The organism is Mycobacterium asiaticum (assembly GCF_001673315.1).
In the GTDB taxonomy this organism is placed as follows: domain Bacteria; phylum Actinomycetota; class Actinomycetes; order Mycobacteriales; family Mycobacteriaceae; genus Mycobacterium; species Mycobacterium asiaticum_B.
The window spans coordinates 68,295-85,634 of the sequence record NZ_LZLQ01000148.1 but is presented as its reverse complement, the minus strand read 5'-3'; the positions used below and the strand labels follow the sequence as shown (position 1 = coordinate 85,634).

Genomic DNA, 17,340 nt, shown 5'->3' with positions numbered 1-17,340 from the left:
CAAGAGAGTAGGCAGAGGTGTTTTACGCAGCATTTCCGCCCGAGATCAACTCGGGTCGCATGTATACCGGACCCGGGGCGGGTCCACTGCTCGACGCCGCCGCGGCGTGGGACGGGCTGGCCACCGAATTGCAATCCAAGGCCGCTGCGTATGCATCGGTGATCCAGGGCCTCACGAGTGGGCCGTGGGTTGGTCCCTCGTCACTGGCGATGGCGGCGGCCGCGACACCCTACGTGACGTGGGTGAGCGCTACGGCCACTCAGGCAGCGCAAGCGGCAACCCAGGCGGCCGCTGCGGCGGCGGCGTACGAGACTGCGTTCGCCGCGCACGTGCCGCCCGTCGACATCACCGCCAACCGCAATCAGCTGATGTCACTGGTGGCAACCAACCTGTTCGGTCAAAACACCGCGGCGATCGCGGCCACGGAGGCTCAATACGGCGAGATGTGGGCCCAGGACGCAGTGGCCATGGACAGCTATGCCGGTTCGTCGGCAACCGCCAGCAAAGTGACGCCGTTCGGCGAACCGCCACAGATCGTCAACGCCGGCGGACTGGCCAACTCAGCCGTAACCGCGGCCCTGGCGGGGAACCCGGTGTCGGAGCTCCTGCAGGCGCTCGCCGACTCGGCCGGCGACTACACCGCCACCGTGACGGGAATGCTGAACAGCTTGTTTGGCCCGGCCGGGGCATCGACCTTCACGGCCCTTTACACGGCGGTCAAAGTGCCACTTGGTTTTACGACGCAATTCAATGACATCGGGTTGCTGATCAACTTGCCGCTGTCGCAGGTCCTGAGATTCGGGACCAAACCCGGGTCGATTCTAGGTGAACTCCCCAAGGACGCGCTGGGAGGTGGGTTGCTGGCGCCGAATTGGGGTCGGGGCTGGTTGACCGGGTCCGGGTCGGCGAACCCCGCAGCGCATTTCGGTCGAGGCGTGCTGGTCGGATCGTTGACCGTTCCGCCGAGTTGGGCCGCGAACACCCCCGCGATTCAGACGGTCGCGGCCGCTTTGTCCGCCGCCGGGCCGGAAGCCGTGCCGGCCGCCGAACTCGGCGCGGGGAGCCTGCTGAGTTCGGCGTCGCTGGCAGGCATGGCGGGAAGTGCTCTTGGTGCGGCGGTACCCGGCGCCGCGGCGGGAACGGGAGCCCGAAGTCGCCTCACTCCGGTCAGGGACCTCAACGACCTCAAGTCACCCGAGATGCTCAAACGTATGGTCGCGCAAATTTCGGAGCGGCCGGAGAGTGTGCAGCACCATACCGTCGATCAGGAGGGCCTGGACAGCCTGCTCGAACAGTTGGCCAAGAAACCCGGCATTCACGCGGTACACCTGGCGAAGCCTGCCAAGACAAGTGTCGTTCCACCGGATGCCCGGTTGGGCTAGAACCCCAAACATGCTGCGGCGCAAGGTGAAAGGTGAAACGTGAGAGGAGAAGCGTGAGACTGCTACTAGCGCTGCTCGGTGCCGGCCCGATGATTATTCTCGCCGCCCCGGCGTACGCCGACCCGGACGGCGGTCCCGGTGGTGACGACGCGGGATTCCTCGCGGCCCTGCATAGCGCCGACATCGGCTACAACAACCCGAGTTCGGCTATCGGTTCGGCCCGCGCGGTGTGCACCTGTTTGAACAGCGGAGAATCGGGTCTGGAACTGGTGAACGACGTCAAGACGCACAACCCGGCCTTCAACATGGACGCCGCAGCGGAGTTCGCCGTGATCGCGGCGAAATATTACTGCCCACAACAGCTTTCCAAGAGCTGAAGCTTTCCAAGAGCTGACGAACAACACCCGTCACGCGCGGTCGCCCGCAATCTGCGAGGCCGTCTGTTTCCCGGCCAATGGCCCCGGGCCGAATGGGCAATTCGAGGCGACCCTTGCCGTTGCTCAGCGGAAGCGGCTTGTGCAAGGCACCATTGGGATACCTGGTGAGTTTGATATGAGGTCCGCGAGCGATGCGGCCAGAAGAGTTAACGCGCGATTACGATGGCGGCGACAAAGGGGGACCGGAGGGGAGTAGATGGACTTCGGCGTGTTGCCGCCAGAGATCAACTCTGGACGAATGTACATGGGGGCCGGCTCCGGACCCATGCTAGCCGCTGCGACGGCGTGGGACGCCCTGGCCGCTGAGTTACATTCCAGTGCTGCGTCCTACGGATCGACGATCCAGGGTATGACGGTCGGGTCGTGGCAGGGCCCGGCTTCGGTGGCGATGATGAGCGCAGCCACACCGTACGTGGCGTGGCTCACCACGACCGCAGCACAGGCCGAGCAGGCATCGATGCAGGCCAAGGCGGCCGCCGCGGCATACGAGTCGGCGTTCGCCGCTACCGTGCCACCCTCTGCGGTAGCGGCCAATCGTGCCCTGCTGATGGCGTTGATCGCGACAAATATCTTCGGCCAGAACACCCCCGCTATCGCAGCCACCGAAGCGCAGTACGCCGAGATGTGGGCGCAGGACGCCGCGGCGATGTACGCCTATGCCGGGTCGTCGGCCGCTGCTACCGAACTGACGCCATTCGCCGAGCCGCCAGAAACCACCGATCCGTCGGGTGTGGCCAGACAATCCGCGGCCGTCACCGAGGCGGTGGGCGCCTCAGAAATACAGTCGGGTTTGTCGCAGCTGATGACGGCGGTGCCCAATGCCCTCCAACAGGTGGGTCCGGCGGCAGCGGCCGCCCCGGCGGCAGCCACGCCGGTCGGCTCGGTGATCGAAGCCATCGCCCCGTACATCATCGGGATCCGGCCGTTCTTCGCGGCCATCACCGGTGCCTACAGTCCCATCATCGGGTTCGTTCTGTTCGGTGGTTGGTGGTTGTTCGCCGGGCAGATCCTGGGCCTGTCACAGAACGCGCCGGGCGTCGCATCCCTGCTCAGCACCGGCGGGAAACCGGCCGCCGGCCTGGCACCGCTGCGCGGGGGTTACGTGGGCTCGGTGGCACCAAGCAGCGGCGTGGCTGGGTCGATGGGTCATTCCACCCTGGTCGGCTCGCTTTCGGTGCCGCAAGGCTGGGTGACGGCGGCTCCGGTGATGCGGACCATGGCGTCGATACTGCCGGCGGCAAGCGCGAGCGCTCTCCCGGCGATCCCTGCGGCTGAGGGAGGCTTGTTCGGCGAAATGGCCATGGCCAGCCTGGCTGGACGCGCGCTGGCCGGCGCCAGCATTCGCACCGCCGGTAGCGGGGCCTCCAGCATCAGCGGTGGTGTCGCTGCAGGTGAAGAAGTCGCCACCACCGCGACCATCATCGTGATACCGGCGGACTGACGATGACGCCGGCACAGGGAAGGCAGGACCGATGAGTTTCGCGGTGCGACCACCGGAGATCATCTCCTGGCAGATTTACACCGGACCGGGCGCGGGTCCAATGATCGCTGCTGCCACCGCGTGGGAGGGGCTGGCGACCGAATTGCAGTCGACGGCGACGTCCTACGGTTTGGTGGTCGACGGGTTGGCCAACGAGTCGTGGACCGGCCCGTCGTCGACCGCGATGGCGGCGGCCGCAGCGCCATATGTGGCGTGGATGGCGGCGACCGCGGCGCAAGCCAAGGCGGCCGCCGACCAGGCGAAGGCGGCCGCGAGCGCTTACGAGGCAGTTTTCTCCGCGGTAGTGCCGCCGCCGGAGATCGCGCTCAACCGCAGCGAGTTGGCATTGCTCGTGGCGACCAACATCTTCGGGCAGAACACTGCTGCGATCGCCGCGCTCGAGGCGCAGTACGGGGAGATGTGGGCCCAGGACACGGCGGCGATGTTCGCCTACAACAGTGCGTCTGCGGCCGCGGCGAGGCTGACGCCGTACACCGAACCACCGCAGGTCACCAACGCCGCCGGCCTGGCTACTCAACAGGCAGCAGTTGGACAGACCAGCGCCCTGGCCGCCGGAACCGCTGCGGCAACCGCTGCGGCCACGGCCGCACCGACAGCCGCACCGGTTTTCCCCTTCGACCTCGTCCTGCAGATCTTCCAGGGTTTGGGCAGCGGCGGCTCGGCCTATATGGCAGCGATGGGTGAGCTCCTCAACGTGCTGACCGGCACACCGCTGGCAGCCCCTACCTGGGAGAACACCTTCGGGACCTTCGCCGACATCGGCCGGTTCAGTACGGTCGCCAACGACATCATGAGCATCCCCAACTTGGGCATGACCGAGTTCAAGATGTTCTGGAAACCGCCGCTGGAAGACATTCCGAAGTCGGCGCTCGGAGCGGGACTCGGAATGGCGCCGACGGGTGGCCTGACCAGCGCGGCATCGACTACGTCGGCGAGCGTGGGCGAGGCCAATGTGGTGGGGAAGTTGTCGGTGCCACCGAGTTGGGCCTCCGCGACGCCCGCGATCAGGATGGCCTCGACCGCGCTACCCGCCACCAGTCTGGCCGCTGCGCCATCGGCCGCGATTCCGGCAAGCCTGGTCAGTCAAATGGCATTGGGAAGCATGACGGGGGGTGCCATTGGCGCGGGCGGGGCGCAAGTCCTCAGCGGCAGCGGTGCCCGCGCCCGCGCCAACGGCGGCAAGGGCCACGTCGAGCCGGTCAAGCTGGACAGTGTCATCGCGAAATTGCAGAAGGAACCGGACTCGGTGAAGCACTGGAATGTCGACAAGGCGGGCCTCGACGCGCTACTGGACAAGCTGTCCAAAGAACCGGGCATCCACGCGGTGCACGTGTCGAGTAAGGACAAGCCCAAAGTGACGTTGCCCGATGCGCAGTTGGGCGGTACATGAGACTGCGGCTCGCACTGGCGGCAGCCGTCGCCACCATAGGCCTCGCCGTCCCGGCTCAAGCTGACCCTGGCGGGGACGACGCGGCGTTTCTCTCCGCGCTGGCCAACGCCGGCATCACGGTCCCCAACCCGGCTCAGGCCGTCGCTTCAGCCCAAGCCGTCTGCGGGTTGATGCGCAATGGTGAAACCGGTCTACAGGTCCTCACCGACGTTCGGAAACAGAACCCCGCACTGACGCTGGACGCCGCGGCCATGTTCACGGCCATCGCGTCGAACAGCTACTGTCCCGAGCATCTCGGGCAACCCGAGGGCGGGTATTTCTAGCTCGAATCCGGGGTTCGCCTGGCCTCCACCTGATGTTAACCAGGATCTGATTGGCTGCCGGGACCATTCCATTGAGGAAAGGGGGTGGACTCGTGGCAACACTGACCATCGCTGATTTTGCGCTCCGGTTGGGCGTCGGCGTGGGTTGCGGCGCGCTGATCGGATTCGAGCGGCAGTGGCGGGCCCGGATGGCCGGCCTGCGCACCAACGCACTCGTAGCAACGGGCTCCACGCTGTTCGTGCTGTACGCCGCCGCCACCGAAGACAGCAGCCCTACCAGAGTGGCCTCCTATGTCGTGTCCGGGATCGGGTTCCTCGGCGGCGGAGTGATCCTGCGCGAAGGCTTCAACGTCCGGGGCCTCAACACCGCCGCGACGCTGTGGTGCTCGGCCGCGGTCGGGGTCCTCGCCGCCTCGGGGCACCTGGCATTCGCGCTGATCGCGACCGTCGCCGTCGTCGCCATTCACCTGTTGGGACGCCCCCTGGGTCGGCTGATCGACCACGACAGCTCCAGCGAAGACGACGAGAGCCTCGAGCCCTACCAGGTGCAGGTGATCTGTCGTCCCAAGTCCGCGAAATACGCCCGGGCACAGATCGTGCAGCACACAACCAGCAACGACATCATTCTGCGCGGCATCCACACCGGACACAGCGACGAGAACGTCGCCCTCACGGCTCACGTGCTCATCGACGGACGTTCGCCGGCCAGGCTGGAGCGGCTGGTAGCCGAGTTGTCGCTGCAACCCGGGATCTACGCCGTGCACTGGTATGCCGGCGAGCCGAGCATCCCGATACTGCCCACCGGCCCCAGCGATTAGGGCCGGGCCTGCAGGTCCGGCGCGGCGGCAGCCAGCAAATCCGAGCGACGGGCGGTCAGAGGCGGGTAGATACGCCGGGTGTTGATCGTTGCCTTGGTGGCTTTGGCGTCCGGACCTTGCGCCACCACAGTCCGATCCCACCCTTCGGTGTACACCGCGCCCGCTGGGCCTAAATCGAGAACGGTGACATACCAAGGAATTCGAAGTGGCCGCAGCGGCTCTCCGAACAGCTCGCTGATGACGTTGTAGCCGGCATACCGGCCCATCGGTCGTCCATGCTGGCACGACATGACAGACAGATGGTCGTCGTCCATCCGGGCCGCGGCCACATCCCCGGCAGCGAACACCCACGGCACACCGATCACCCGCAGGTAGTCGTCAACGGCGACTCGCCCCAACCGGTCCCGGGCTACGGGCAGCTGTTCGGTCAGCACATTGGCCCGCATGCCGGCACACCACACCACCGTCGCGGCTTCCAGTTGCTCGCCGGACGACAACGACACCCGTTCCTGGCTCACCGCAGTGACGCTCACCCCGGTCCTGACCTCGACACCGTTGTCCGACAACGCTTTTTCGATCACCGGTCGAGCAGACGCGCCCATGTCCGAACCGACCAGACGGTTGTGGTCGACGAGGACGACCCGGGGAGTCATGCCGAGATCCCTCAGCCGTGCCGGCAACTCGCTGGCGGTCTCGATTCCGGTCAGGCCCGCGCCCACTACCACCACAGTGGCCGCTGAGGGACGCAGCGGCCCCGCAGCCAGGCGACGCAGATGCTGCTCCAGACGCAGCGCGCTGTCGTGGGTATCGACATCGAAACCGAGGTCCCGCAATCCCGGCAGGTCGGGTTTGACCACGCGGCTGCCCGCCGCCAAGACCAGCCGGTCATAGGGGTAGCTCATGCCGGTTGAAGTCGTGACGCTGCGGGCCTCTACGTCGATCGCCGCAACCTCGGCGTTGACGTGCGTGACGCCGACGGGATCAAGCAGGTCCGCGAGGGGGATACGGCATTCGGTCAGGTCGGCCTCGTAGTTGCGGACCCGAATGTCGTGAAACGGCTGCGGGCTCAGCACGGTGATGCCGACCGCTGTCGGTGCAATGGCCAGTTCGTCGACACGGCGCGCAGCGCCCAGCGCCGCCCACAGCCCGGCGAAACCGGAGCCGATCACCAGGACACGCTTCACCCGGACAGCACCTGGCGGATCTGTTCGAGCGTCACCTTCGCCTTATGCCCGGGCAGCAACATCCACGCGTGCATGCCGCCTTCGAGCTCATACCAACCGATCTGCAGGCCCTCGTCCGTCGCACGTCTGCGGAAGGCGCGCGCATCGGGATTGAGCACGTCATGGGTGCCGGTGAACACCGTCAACCGCGGCAACCCGTCCAGCGGTCCCACGCTGGGGCTGAGCAGGGGCGTGTCCAGCGGATCTCCGCCGGCGTAGCGCAGGCCCGCGGCACGCAGATCATCGAGATTGAGGAACGGGTCTTTCTTGGCGACCGCCCGCACGTCCGGGTCCGGCAGGCCGAGATGCATCCAGGGGGAGAGCAGCAGCGCGTCCGTCGGTTGCGGCAGTCCGGCGTCGCGCACCGCATGGCACAGTGCGAAGGCCATCCCGCCACCTGCTGAATCTCCCATGAAGGCAACGGATTTCGGGTCATGGTCGTCCAGAACACGGCGGTAGAGCTGCAACAGGAACGGGAACACCTCGCGGTAGGTGTGCTCGGGGGCGATCGGATAGATCGGCACCGTGATGGTGCGGCGCAAGAGATTGGCGAGCCTCGCGATGGCCGGCCAGTGGAAATGGGGCAGCAGGTCCAGCACGTACGCGCCACCGTGCAGATAAATCAGGTGGCCGGCCAGATCGGTCGACGGCACCTGGCGAGGAGTCACGTGATAGACCGGTCGACCGTTGAAGTCGCCGCGGACCACGTCGACCTTCTTCAGCACCATCTTGGACGGCTGCCCGCAGTAGGGCGGGCGCGGATTGGCTTCCCAATGTGCCAGCTTCGCCGGGGGAAACAGCCGGTTGCGCACACCGGAGGCACGCAGCAACCGCTGGGTGACATGGGGCCGGTGCGCCGGTCGTTTAATGGCTCTCACCTGTACCTACCGTGGCAAGACCCGGCACGTGCGGGCCCGGTTATTGGTTAGGCTGTGTGCCGTGAGCGGTGTGACAAATTTCTTCTCGGCACTACCGGCCGAAATGCGTGACCCGGTGCTGTTTGCCATCCCCTTCTTCCTTTTGCTGTTGACCCTGGAGTGGACGGCGGCCCGCAAACTGGAGAAGTTCGATGCCGCCGCAGCGCCGGAGGGTTCGCCGGCGCCCCAGCCGTCGTCGGGTGCATACCTGACCCGCGACTCCATAGCGAGCATCTCGATGGGTCTGGTTTCGATCGCCACCACGGCCGCCTGGAAGACCCTTGCCTTGATCGGGTATGCCGCAATCTATGCCTATCTCGCTCCGTGGCACCTCCCCGCGACCAAGTGGTACACCTGGGTCGTCGCGATCCTCGGTGTAGACCTGCTTTATTACACCTACCACCGCGTCGCCCACCGCATCCGGCTCGTCTGGGCTACCCACCAGGCTCACCACTCAAGCCAGTACTTCAACTTCGCTACCGCGCTGCGCCAGAAGTGGAACAACAGCGGCGAGATACTGATGTGGCTCCCATTGCCGTTCTTGGGACTTCCACCGTGGCTGGTGTTCTTCAGCTGGTCGCTGAACCTGATCTACCAGTTCTGGGTGCACACCGAGCGCATCGACAAGATGCCGCGGTGGTTCGAGTTCATTTTCAACACCCCGTCGCATCACCGCGTGCACCACGGCATGGACCAGCCGTACCTGGACAAGAACTACGGTGGCATCTTCATCATCTGGGACCGGCTGTTCGGCAGTTTCCAGAAGGAACTTTTCCGGCCGCATTACGGGCTGACCAAGCAGGTCGACACGTTCAATATCTGGAAGCTGCAGACACACGAATACCTGGCGATCGTCCGCGACTGGCGCTCGGCGACGCGATTCCGGGACCGGCTCGGCTATGTTTTCGGCCCGCCCGGCTGGACGCCGCGCACATCCGACAAGGCCGCCGACGGCGCTGTTCCTCTGGTCACATCGGGGTAACGCTTCGGCCGCTGCCAGCGAAAGCTCTAATGTCGAAGTGATAACGCCGTAATCGACGGGAGCCAACGTGAGCCGCCTGGCACTGCGCACTTTCCTCACATCTGCATTTCTTGCTGCGTCGGCCTGGGCGCTGACGCCGGCGACCGGACACGCCGACCCCGTGACGGTTTACCCGGGCATGGAGATTCACCAGGACAACCACGTGTGCACGCTCGGCTTCGTCGACACCCGCGCACGGGTCGCGGTGACCGCCGGGCACTGTCGGGGCGCGGGCCTGGTCTACAACAAGGACAACAACGTCATCGGTCGCATGACCACCTTCCGGGACAACACGCCTACCGGTTCGACCGTGGCAACCGACCAGGTGATCAACGATTACGAGGCGATCGCCCTGGCCGAAGGCGTCACGGCCAGCGACATTCTGCCCGGGGGACGCGCGCTGCGCGCCGGGGGCGGAGCGCCGGCACCTGGCCAGCCGGTGTGCCACTTCGGCATCACCACGGGCGAGACCTGCGGGACAGTCGAGAGCGTCAACAACGGCTGGTTCACGATGACCAATGGTGTGCAGACCTCGCAAGGCGACTCCGGAGGACCGGTTTTCTCGCCGTCGAACGGTCAGCTCGTCGGGATCTTCAACAGCGTCTGGGGAACGTTGCCCGCCGCAGTGACCTGGCAGGCCACCGCCCAGCAGATGCGTGAGGACGGGGGAGTGAACCCCAGCTAAGCGGCGGCAAGTGCGAACACGGGTATCCGCCCGGCCGCGGCACGCAGCTCGTCGTCAGTGGATTGCGGCGTCACTTCGCCGACGAATCCCTTGACCTGCCAGTACCACCGAGCCAGGTAACGGCGCAGGATCTCAGGCTTGGCGTCGTCGGCAACCTCGCGGACGGTGTTGCGCCGACGCCGCCAGCGTGGCCCGGTTTCCACGACGCCGGCCGCCCGCACATTGCGCACCCACTGGGTGTTGCCGCGCGGTGAGACAACATAGTCCACGCCGTCCACGGTCAGCAGGTTGATCACCACGCTGCGTGGTCTTCCGCTAATGCGCCCCCGCACGCGCAAGGCACGGGTGCCGGCGACGCTGATCCCGGATTCGGCGAGCCACCGGATGATGGCGTTGGCGGCCCGCATCGCTTGATTCGGTTCCTGATAGTGCGTGGTCATGACGTCTCCCGAGCTATTTTAGAGAGCACCGCTCTCACTTGTGCATACCGTGTCACAACCGTGATCAAAAAGCAAGAGCGGTGATCTCTCTCGTGTCAGACTGCACCGTGTGGGCAAACGCCAGGAGTCACGGGAGCAAATCGAAGCGAAGATCATCGAGCTCGGGCGGCGCCACCTTGTGGAGCATGGAGCTGCGGGACTGTCGCTGCGCGCCATCGCTCGAGAACTGGGCATGGTGTCCTCGGCCGTCTACCGCTACGTGGGCAGCCGCGACGAACTGTTGACATTGCTGCTCGTCGACGCCTATTCCGACCTGGCCGACCATGTGAAACGCGCCCGCGACAACACCGCCTCCGACTCGTGGAGCGACGACGTCCTGGCCATCACGCACGCGGTGCGGGAGTGGGCCGTCGCGCACCCGGCCGGCTGGGCACTGCTCTACGGCAGTCCGGTACCCGGGTACCACGCGCCCGCGGAGCGCACCGTCGGCGTCGGTACTCGCGTGGTCGCGGACTTGTTCGATGCCCTGGCGGCCGGAATCACCACCGGAGAGATCATGCTCACCAGTGACGCTGCGCCACAACCGATGTCGTCGGATTTTGAGCGGATTCGGCATGACTTCGGCTTTCCCGGTGACGACCGGGTGATGGCCAAGTGTTTTCTGCTCTGGGCAGGCGTGCTTGGCGCGATCAGCCTGGAGGTCTTCGGTCAGTACGGCGCCAACACCCTGACCGACCCCCGCAGCGTCTTCGACACCCAGGTGCGTCTGCTCATCGGCATGTTGGGCGCGAATTAGAACGTGTTCACCCGGGCCCCGCGATACCAGTGCGGGTCGTCTCGGCAAAGTTCGCACTGGTCTTTCTGCGGGCCGCCAGCCTGGGATATTCTGCGAGGCGATGAACCTACTTGTTCAATCGCCCATCCAGATCGCATGGGTGACAACGGACCTCGACACCACCGAAACAGCCCTCACCGGCCTCTTAGGCGTCCGCAAGTGGGTACGGATCCCTGACGTGCACTTCGGGCCGGACAGCTGCACCCTTCGCGGCGCGCCGGCGGATTTCGTGGCGGGGATTTCCTTGAGCTATCTCGGGGACATGCAGCTGGAGCTGATCGCACCGGTCCGCGGGGAGAACATCTATAGTGAATTTCTTCGCGACCACGGCCCAGGTCTGCACCACATCTGCGTGGAGGCCGAGACGCCGGAGCGATTCGACGCCGCGCTCACCGACGCCGCCGGCCATGGCGCGACGGTGGTGCAAGAGGGCACGATGCCCGGCGGACTGCGATTCGCCTACGTAGCGGCACCGCAGTCGGAGTGCCGTTTGTGGAGATCGCGTATCTGTCGCCAGAGATCAGAGCGTTTTACGACTACATCAAACAGGAGCAACGGTGAGTACCGACATCCCAGCAACAGTCCAGGCCGACACCGTGGAATCCTGGTCGGACGAAATCGACGTGCTGATAATCGGTTTCGGGATCGCAGGCGGCTGCGCGGCGGTTTCGGCAGCTGCCGCCGGGGCCCGGGTGCTGGTGCTCGAACGCGCCGCCGCGGCCGGTGGCACCACCTCGATGGCCGGAGGCCACTTCTATCTGGGTGGGGGAACCGCGGTGCAGGAGGCAACCGGCCACCGCGATTCGCCCGACGAGATGTTCAAGTACCTGGTCGCGGTCTCCCGTGAACCCGAACTCGACAAAATCCGCGCTTACTGCGACGGCAGCGTCGAGCATTTCGACTGGCTTGAGGCGCTCGGCTTTCAGTTCGAGCGCAGCTTTTACCCGGGCAAGGTGGTGGTGCCGCCGGGCACCGAGGGCTTGAGCTACACCGGCAATGAGAAGGTGTGGCCCTACTGCGAACAGGCGGCGCCGGCGCCGCGCGGGCACTCCGTGCCGGTGCCCGGTGAATTAGGCGGCGCCGCGATGGTGATCGATCTGCTGGTGAAGCGTGCCGCAGAGCTCGGTGTCGAAGTGCGCTACGAGACGGGTGTAACCAACTTGATCGTCGACGACGGTGCGGTGGTCGGGGTGGCATGGAAACACTTCGCCGAGACCGGCGCGATCAAAGCGAGAACGGTGATCATCGCGGCGGGCGGTTTTGCGATGAACCCGGACATGGTCGCCGAGCACACCCCCGCGCTGGGACAACCGCGCCGCACCAAACACCACGGTCTGGTGGCGCCCTACATCCTGGGTAACCCGAACGACGACGGACTGGGCATCCGAATGGGCGTCTCGGCTGGCGGCGCAACCAGGCACATGGACGAACTGTTCATCACCGCGGCCGCGTATCCGCCGGAGATTCTGTTGACCGGAGTGATCGTCAACAAGGACGGCAAGCGTTTTGTCGCCGAAGATTCCTATCACTCGCGCACTTCGGCGTTCGTGCTGGAACAACCGGAGCAGACCGCTTATCTGATCGTCGACGAAGAACATATGCAGATGCCCGAGATGCCGCTGATCAAGTTCCTCGATGGCTACGAGACAATCGCCGAACTGGAAAACGCATTGGGCATTCCCGCCGGAAACCTCGCCGCGACGCTGGAACGCTACAACGAGAACGCGGCCAAGGGTGCGGACCCAGACTTCCACAAGCAGCCGGAATATGTTGCGGCACAGGATAAAGGACCGTGGGCAGTGTTCGACCTGTCACTGGGCCGCGCGATGTACTCCGGCTTCACGATGGGCGGGCTGGCGGTGTCGGTGGACGGCGAAGTGCTGCGCTCCGACGATTCAGTGGTGCCAGGGCTGTACGCCGCCGGCGCTTGCGCGTCCAACATCGCCCAGGACGGTAAGGGTTATGCAAGCGGGACGCAGCTGGGGGAAGGGTCGTTCTTCGGGCGCCGCGCCGGAACGCACGCGGCTTCAGCCGCGGGCGGGTAGGCGCGTTTGAGCACAGCGCCGGAACGCACGCGGCTTCAGCCGCGGGCGGGTAGGCGCGTTTGAGCACAGCGCCGGAACGCACGCAGCTTCAGCCGCGGGCGGGTAGGCGCGGAGAAAGGACACTGCGCCGGAACGCACGCGGCTTCAGCCGCGGGCACCATCACCTCTTCGAATGGGCTGTCTTCACCAGACGCGGACGCGGTCCTCAGGCTTGATGAACAGCGAGTCTCCGGGCTGCACGTTGAACGCGGTATACCACTCATCCATGTTGCGGACGATGCCGTTGACCCGGAACTTTGCCGGGCTGTGAACGTCCGTCAGCAGTTGGTTGCGTTCGGTTTCGGGCCGGCAGATTTCCTTCCAGCTCGCCGCGAAAGCGAGAAAGAACCGCTGGTCTCCGCTGAGGCCGTCGATTACAGGCGCTTCTTTCCCGCCCAGGGAAAGTTTGTAGGCGTCGTAAGCGATGCGCAAACCCGCGAGATCGGCGATGTTCTCGCCGAGTGTCACCGCTCCGTTGATGCGATTGCCCGGTAACGGCTCGTATCCGTTGAACTGGGCGACAAGCTTGTCCGCCTCGCGCGTGTAACGGTCGGCGTCGGCCGGTGTCCACCAATCACGCTGTAACCCAGTGCCGTCGCTCTTGCGGCCTTGGTCGTCAAAGGCGTGGCTCATCTCGTGACCGATGGTGGCCCCGATCGCGCCGTAGTTAGCCGCGGCATCGGCGGCCGGATCGAAGTTCGGAGGCTGAAGGATCGCCGCCGGAAACACGATGTCGTTGAGTCGCGCAGAGTAGTAGGCATTGTTGGTCTGCGGTGTCATGCTCCATTCGCCGCGGTCGACGGGCTTGCCCAACTTGCTGCGGTCATCGTTCCACGACCACATCGCCAGGGCGTCGCCATTGGCGACCAGTTCGCCCGCCGCAATCTTGACCGTCGCATACGACTTCCACCTGTCGGGGTAACCGATCTTGGCGACCAGCGCGGCGAGCTTGGCCTGAGCTTCTCTCTTCGTTTCAGGTGCCATCCAGGTCGCCGCGTCGATGCGCTTGCTGTACGCGGAGCGGAGATTTTCGACCAGCGCCCGCGCTTTGTCCCGGGTCTGCTGACTGAAGTGGGCGTCAACATACAACTGCCCGACCGGGTCGCCAAGTCCCTTACTCACCCGAGACACGCCACGCTCGACCCGGGGCGCGCGCTCCTTGGCGCCGCCCAGCGTTCGGCCGTAGAAATCGAACAGCTCATCGGCGAAGGGCGTAGAAAGGTCGGCGCCGTAGGCGCTGAGGACTTGGTAATGCATGTACGCCTTCCACGAGTCCAACGGCTCGGTGGCGAAAAGTGCTGCGGTGCGGGCTAATACGTCAGGCATGCCGACCTGGAAGTCGATCTCCGCCGGCAACTTCAGCCCGTCGAACATGTCGTGCAACGGCGCGCCCTGACCGAGCCGCTCGACCTCGGCTCGCGGCATGATGTTGTTTGTCTTGACGACGTCGCGCTCGTCCTCCCGCGGCACCTGCACCTCTGCCAGCTTTGATTCCAGGGCCAGCAATTGTTCGGCCTGCCGCTGCGAATCCGCGAAACCAGCGAGACCGAGCAACCGGGCGGCATGCGCGACGAATTTGGTGCGCAGCTCAACCGATTCGGGATCGGTTTCCACGTAGTAGCTGCGCTCACCGAGCGAGAGGCCGCCCTGCCAGATGATAGGCAAGTAGCGCGTCGGGTTGTTCGGGTCCATCCCCACCGAGACTGGGAAGGGGTCGCTTACCCGAGTTTTGCCATTGAACGACACGAGGACCGCATTGAGGGCCGCCCTGTCATTGGCAGCGTCGATCGACGCCAGCAGCGGCCGCACGGGCTCGACGCCTTTCCTGTTCAGCAGCCCCTCGTCCATGTAGGACGCGAACAGATCGCCGATTTGCTGCGAGATGTCGCCCTCGGGCGCGTGCTTGGCCCCAGCGCTCTCGACGATCGCCTTCAAGTCCGCGTTGAGCTGGTTCTGGATGTCGAGATTGACACCCGCGCATACCTTGTCGGCCGGGATCTTCGCTTTCTTCACCCACGTGCCGACGGCGTATGCGAAAAAGTCACTGCCGGGCCGGACCGACGTGTCCATCTCGGTTAGGTCGACGCCCCAAGTACCCATTTTGGGTTTGGAGCGATGCTCGTCCGAGCGGCCACAGCCGACGAGCACCAAAGCAGAAGCTAATAACGCTGCCACCGTACGAACGAATACGCACACCGCAGACCTCCAGTCGCCGGGCCAAAGGCAGCTTAGCTGTACGCGTTGGCTGCGACTTGTTTTGGCAGAAACCCTCCGACTCCGTAGCGCCGGTCCTTGCCCGTCTGGATCGGGCGTGTCCTAGACCCTTGCCGGTTCCTGCTTCACCGGACCCAATCGCCATTGGCCCCCGCCGAGCAATTCGAGTTGTTGGTCGTGATGCTGTTCGACCGTGGGTCGGTGGCTGACGCTGACCACAACGCAATCCGGAAGTTCGCTGCGGACAAGCTGATATAGGGCGTATTCCAGCCCGGGGTCCAAGGCCGAGGTCGACTCGTCCAGGAATACCGCCTTCGGTTTGGTCAGCAGAATGCGCGCGAAGGCGACCCGCTGTTGCTCGCCGGGCGATAGAACCTTTGCCCAATCCTGCTCCTCGTCGAGGTTGGCGATGTGCGGAGTGAGAGCCACCTTTTCCATTACCTCGTGCAACTCGGCATCCGAGACGTCGTCGGTCGACTTGGGGTAGCAGACCACCGCACGCAGCGTCCCCAGCGGGACGTAGGGCAACTGCGACAGGAACATCGTTTCGTTCTCGCCGCCCGGCCGGCGCAGAGTTCCGGACGCGTAGGGCCACAATTCGGCCAGGCTGCGCAACAGCGTGGTCTTTCCCGAACCTGAACGCCCCGTGACGACCAGTGCCTTTCCGGCTTCGAGCCGAACATCGAGCGGGTCAATCAGCCGGTCGCCGTCCGGCTTTCGCACTTCGACGTTCTCGATCTCGACCGAGCCGTCCTCGGTGGAGGTGGTGAGCACCGCCGGCAGCGCGCGCCCGCGCTCATTGGCATCGACCAGGCCGTGCAACCGGATAACGGCCGCTCGGTATGGAGCGAATCCGTCGTAGGTATTGCGAAAGAACGACAATGAGTCCGAGACGCGGCTGAATGCCGACGCGGTCTGCGTTACGTCACCAAACATTATCTGTCCGTTGAACAATCGAGGTGCTTGTATCAGCCAAGGCAACGGAACAATCGCCTGCGACATCGACCAGTTCCAGCCGTTGAAAATGATCGATTGCCTCACATAGGCACGGTAGTTGTCGATGATCGGCGTAAATCGTCGCCACAGCTGGACTCCCTCTACCTGCTCACCACGGTAGAACCCCACGGCCTCCGCTGCGTCCCGCAGCCGAACCAGTGCGTAACGGAACTTCGCATTGAGCGCCTCGTTGTTGAAACTCAACCCGATAAATGGACGCCCGAGCCAGAACGCCACCGCTGATGCGATGAGCACAAAAACGAGAACAGTCCAGAACATAGCGCGCGGCAATACGAAGAAACCGAAGACATCGAACGGCCCCGAAAGGTGCCACAGGATACCGGCGAACGAGATCACCGATGCGACTGCATTAACAGCGCCGAAAAGCAATGTCGAAGTAGACCCATTGGCGGGCATGTTCTGCACACCGGTGGTGTTCGCAGCGGTAAATATGTCGATATCTTGCTGAATCCGCTGGTCGGGATTGTCGATAGTGTTGTCGATGAACAAATCTCGATAGTAGGCCTGGCCACTTAACCAGTCGCTGGTGAGACGATCGGTCAGCCACACACGCCAGGCGATAACGAATCTCTGCAGCAGATAGATGTCGACAACAGATCGCGCGATCCACAGTCCGGCCAGGATGGTGAAAATCCCCATCGAGACGTAAAAGCCGTGAATCCCGGTTTCTTTGGGAACTTTTTCGTGTGTAGCTATGCCTTGGACGGCTGTCTGTACTGCCGAATACATGTCGTTGGAGAAATAGCTCAGCAGCACATCCAGCCGAACCGACATCAGCACCGAGAGCAGCAGCACGCCTAACATCAGCCACACCCGGACGCTCTCGCGGCCCACGAAGTACCCGCGGGTTATCCGCCAGAACTGCCGGCCCCACGGAGTGAAAAATCTCATCAGGACCAGCGCAACCAACAGACACACGGCGCTGATCACCCACGAAATGGCCAGCCAACGCATCGAATTCGCAAGCTCGAGCGACCAGTCTCTGGACGGCTTGAACGGCTCTCGGCCCACGGTCGTCGTCTCCTCTGCACAACTGAAATCCTGCGGCGAAGG

Annotated in this window: 15 protein-coding genes and 1 pseudogene; 11 read left to right on the top strand and 5 right to left on the bottom strand. The window is 64.5% G+C overall.

From position 1 onward, the window contains the following. The first annotated feature begins 17 nt into the window (after positions 1 to 17). The 6 genes from A5636_RS24025 (at position 18) to A5636_RS24000 (ending at position 5,851) form a co-directional block, all read left to right on the top strand. Positions 18 to 1,382 carry a PPE family protein gene (locus tag A5636_RS24025; protein ID WP_065161142.1) on the top strand — a complete coding sequence of 455 codons (1,365 nt, stop codon included), beginning with the start codon at positions 18 to 20 and terminating at the stop codon, positions 1,380 to 1,382. An 89-nt stretch (positions 1,383 to 1,471) separates the two neighbouring features. After that, a complete protein-coding gene (locus tag A5636_RS24020; protein WP_065161194.1) occupies positions 1,472 to 1,759 on the top strand; it encodes a DUF732 domain-containing protein in 288 nt (95 codons plus the stop codon). 256 nt (positions 1,760 to 2,015) lie between these two features. Continuing rightward, positions 2,016 to 3,260 carry a PPE family protein gene (locus A5636_RS24015; protein ID WP_065161141.1) on the top strand — a complete coding sequence of 415 codons (1,245 nt, stop codon included), beginning with the start codon at positions 2,016 to 2,018 and terminating at the stop codon, positions 3,258 to 3,260. Between the two features lie 31 nt (positions 3,261 to 3,291). Then, positions 3,292 to 4,710: a PPE family protein gene (locus tag A5636_RS24010; RefSeq protein WP_065161140.1), complete on the top strand. Its 1,419-nt coding sequence runs from the start codon at positions 3,292 to 3,294 to the stop codon at positions 4,708 to 4,710. Continuing rightward, complete coding sequence (locus tag A5636_RS24005; protein ID WP_065161139.1) at positions 4,707 to 5,033, top strand: DUF732 domain-containing protein; 327 nt, start codon at positions 4,707 to 4,709, stop codon at positions 5,031 to 5,033. The genes A5636_RS24010 and A5636_RS24005 overlap by 4 nt, the downstream gene beginning before the upstream one ends. Before the next feature lie 92 nt (positions 5,034 to 5,125). Continuing rightward, positions 5,126 to 5,851: an MgtC/SapB family protein gene (locus A5636_RS24000; protein ID WP_065161138.1), complete on the top strand. Its 726-nt coding sequence runs from the start codon at positions 5,126 to 5,128 to the stop codon at positions 5,849 to 5,851. On the opposite strand, the gene A5636_RS23995 is transcribed toward A5636_RS24000, so the two are convergent. Beyond that, on the bottom strand, positions 5,848 to 7,035 hold the full coding sequence (locus A5636_RS23995) for an NAD(P)/FAD-dependent oxidoreductase (protein ID WP_065161137.1): 1,188 nt from the start codon (positions 7,033 to 7,035) through the stop codon (positions 5,848 to 5,850). The two genes, A5636_RS24000 and A5636_RS23995, sit on opposite strands and share 4 nt — an antisense overlap. Further along, complete coding sequence (locus A5636_RS25855) at positions 7,032 to 7,952, bottom strand: alpha/beta hydrolase fold domain-containing protein (protein WP_155763980.1); 921 nt, start codon at positions 7,950 to 7,952, stop codon at positions 7,032 to 7,034. Before A5636_RS25855 ends, A5636_RS23995 begins: the two co-directional genes overlap by 4 nt. A gap of 61 nt (positions 7,953 to 8,013) precedes the next feature. On the opposite strand from A5636_RS25855, the gene A5636_RS23980 reads away from it, so the two are divergent. Beyond that, positions 8,014 to 8,973, top strand: coding sequence for a sterol desaturase family protein (locus A5636_RS23980; RefSeq protein ID WP_065161136.1), 960 nt, complete (start codon positions 8,014 to 8,016; stop codon positions 8,971 to 8,973). A 67-nt stretch (positions 8,974 to 9,040) separates the two neighbouring features. Then, positions 9,041 to 9,697, top strand: coding sequence for an Rv1815 family serine proteinase (locus A5636_RS23975; protein ID WP_065161135.1), 657 nt, complete (start codon positions 9,041 to 9,043; stop codon positions 9,695 to 9,697). Here A5636_RS23975 and A5636_RS23970 read toward each other — a convergent pair. Then, the gene (locus tag A5636_RS23970; protein ID WP_065161134.1) at positions 9,694 to 10,137 is read right to left on the bottom strand and encodes a nitroreductase/quinone reductase family protein; all 444 of its coding nucleotides are present in this window, start codon (positions 10,135 to 10,137) and stop codon (positions 9,694 to 9,696) included. The two genes, A5636_RS23975 and A5636_RS23970, sit on opposite strands and share 4 nt — an antisense overlap. Before the next feature lie 109 nt (positions 10,138 to 10,246). On the opposite strand from A5636_RS23970, the gene A5636_RS23965 reads away from it, so the two are divergent. The 3 genes and pseudogenes from A5636_RS23965 to A5636_RS23955 all read left to right on the top strand — a co-directional run bounded on the left by A5636_RS23965 (position 10,247) and on the right by A5636_RS23955 (position 13,017). Next, a complete protein-coding gene (locus tag A5636_RS23965; RefSeq protein WP_065161133.1) occupies positions 10,247 to 10,933 on the top strand; it encodes a TetR/AcrR family transcriptional regulator in 687 nt (228 codons plus the stop codon). Positions 10,934 to 11,033: 100 nt separating this feature from the next. Next, positions 11,034 to 11,533 (top strand): annotated as a pseudogene (locus A5636_RS25850) (VOC family protein). After that, on the top strand, positions 11,530 to 13,017 hold the full coding sequence (locus A5636_RS23955; protein WP_065161131.1) for an FAD-binding protein: 1,488 nt from the start codon (positions 11,530 to 11,532) through the stop codon (positions 13,015 to 13,017). Before A5636_RS25850 ends, A5636_RS23955 begins: the two are co-directional and overlap by 4 nt. A 183-nt stretch (positions 13,018 to 13,200) precedes the next feature. Here A5636_RS23955 and A5636_RS23950 read toward each other — a convergent pair whose 3' ends face one another. Further along, complete coding sequence (locus tag A5636_RS23950; protein ID WP_253900687.1) at positions 13,201 to 15,204, bottom strand: M13 family metallopeptidase; 2,004 nt, start codon at positions 15,202 to 15,204, stop codon at positions 13,201 to 13,203. A 168-nt stretch (positions 15,205 to 15,372) separates the two neighbouring features. Further along, positions 15,373 to 17,298, bottom strand: a complete 1,926-nt coding sequence (locus A5636_RS23945; protein WP_065161129.1) for an ABC transporter ATP-binding protein/permease — start codon at positions 17,296 to 17,298, stop codon at positions 15,373 to 15,375. Positions 17,299 to 17,340 lie beyond the last annotated feature (42 nt).

Coding starts and splice junctions, on each gene's coding strand:
- A5636_RS24020 (WP_065161194.1), top strand. CDS start 1,472: ATGATTATTCTCGCCGCCCCGGCGTACGCCGACCCGGACGGCGGTCCC.
- A5636_RS24015 (WP_065161141.1), top strand. CDS start 2,016: ATGGACTTCGGCGTGTTGCCGCCAGAGATCAACTCTGGACGAATGTAC.
- A5636_RS24010 (WP_065161140.1), top strand. CDS start 3,292: ATGAGTTTCGCGGTGCGACCACCGGAGATCATCTCCTGGCAGATTTAC.
- A5636_RS24005 (WP_065161139.1), top strand. CDS start 4,707: ATGAGACTGCGGCTCGCACTGGCGGCAGCCGTCGCCACCATAGGCCTC.
- A5636_RS23970 (WP_065161134.1), bottom strand. CDS start 10,137: ATGACCACGCACTATCAGGAACCGAATCAAGCGATGCGGGCCGCCAAC.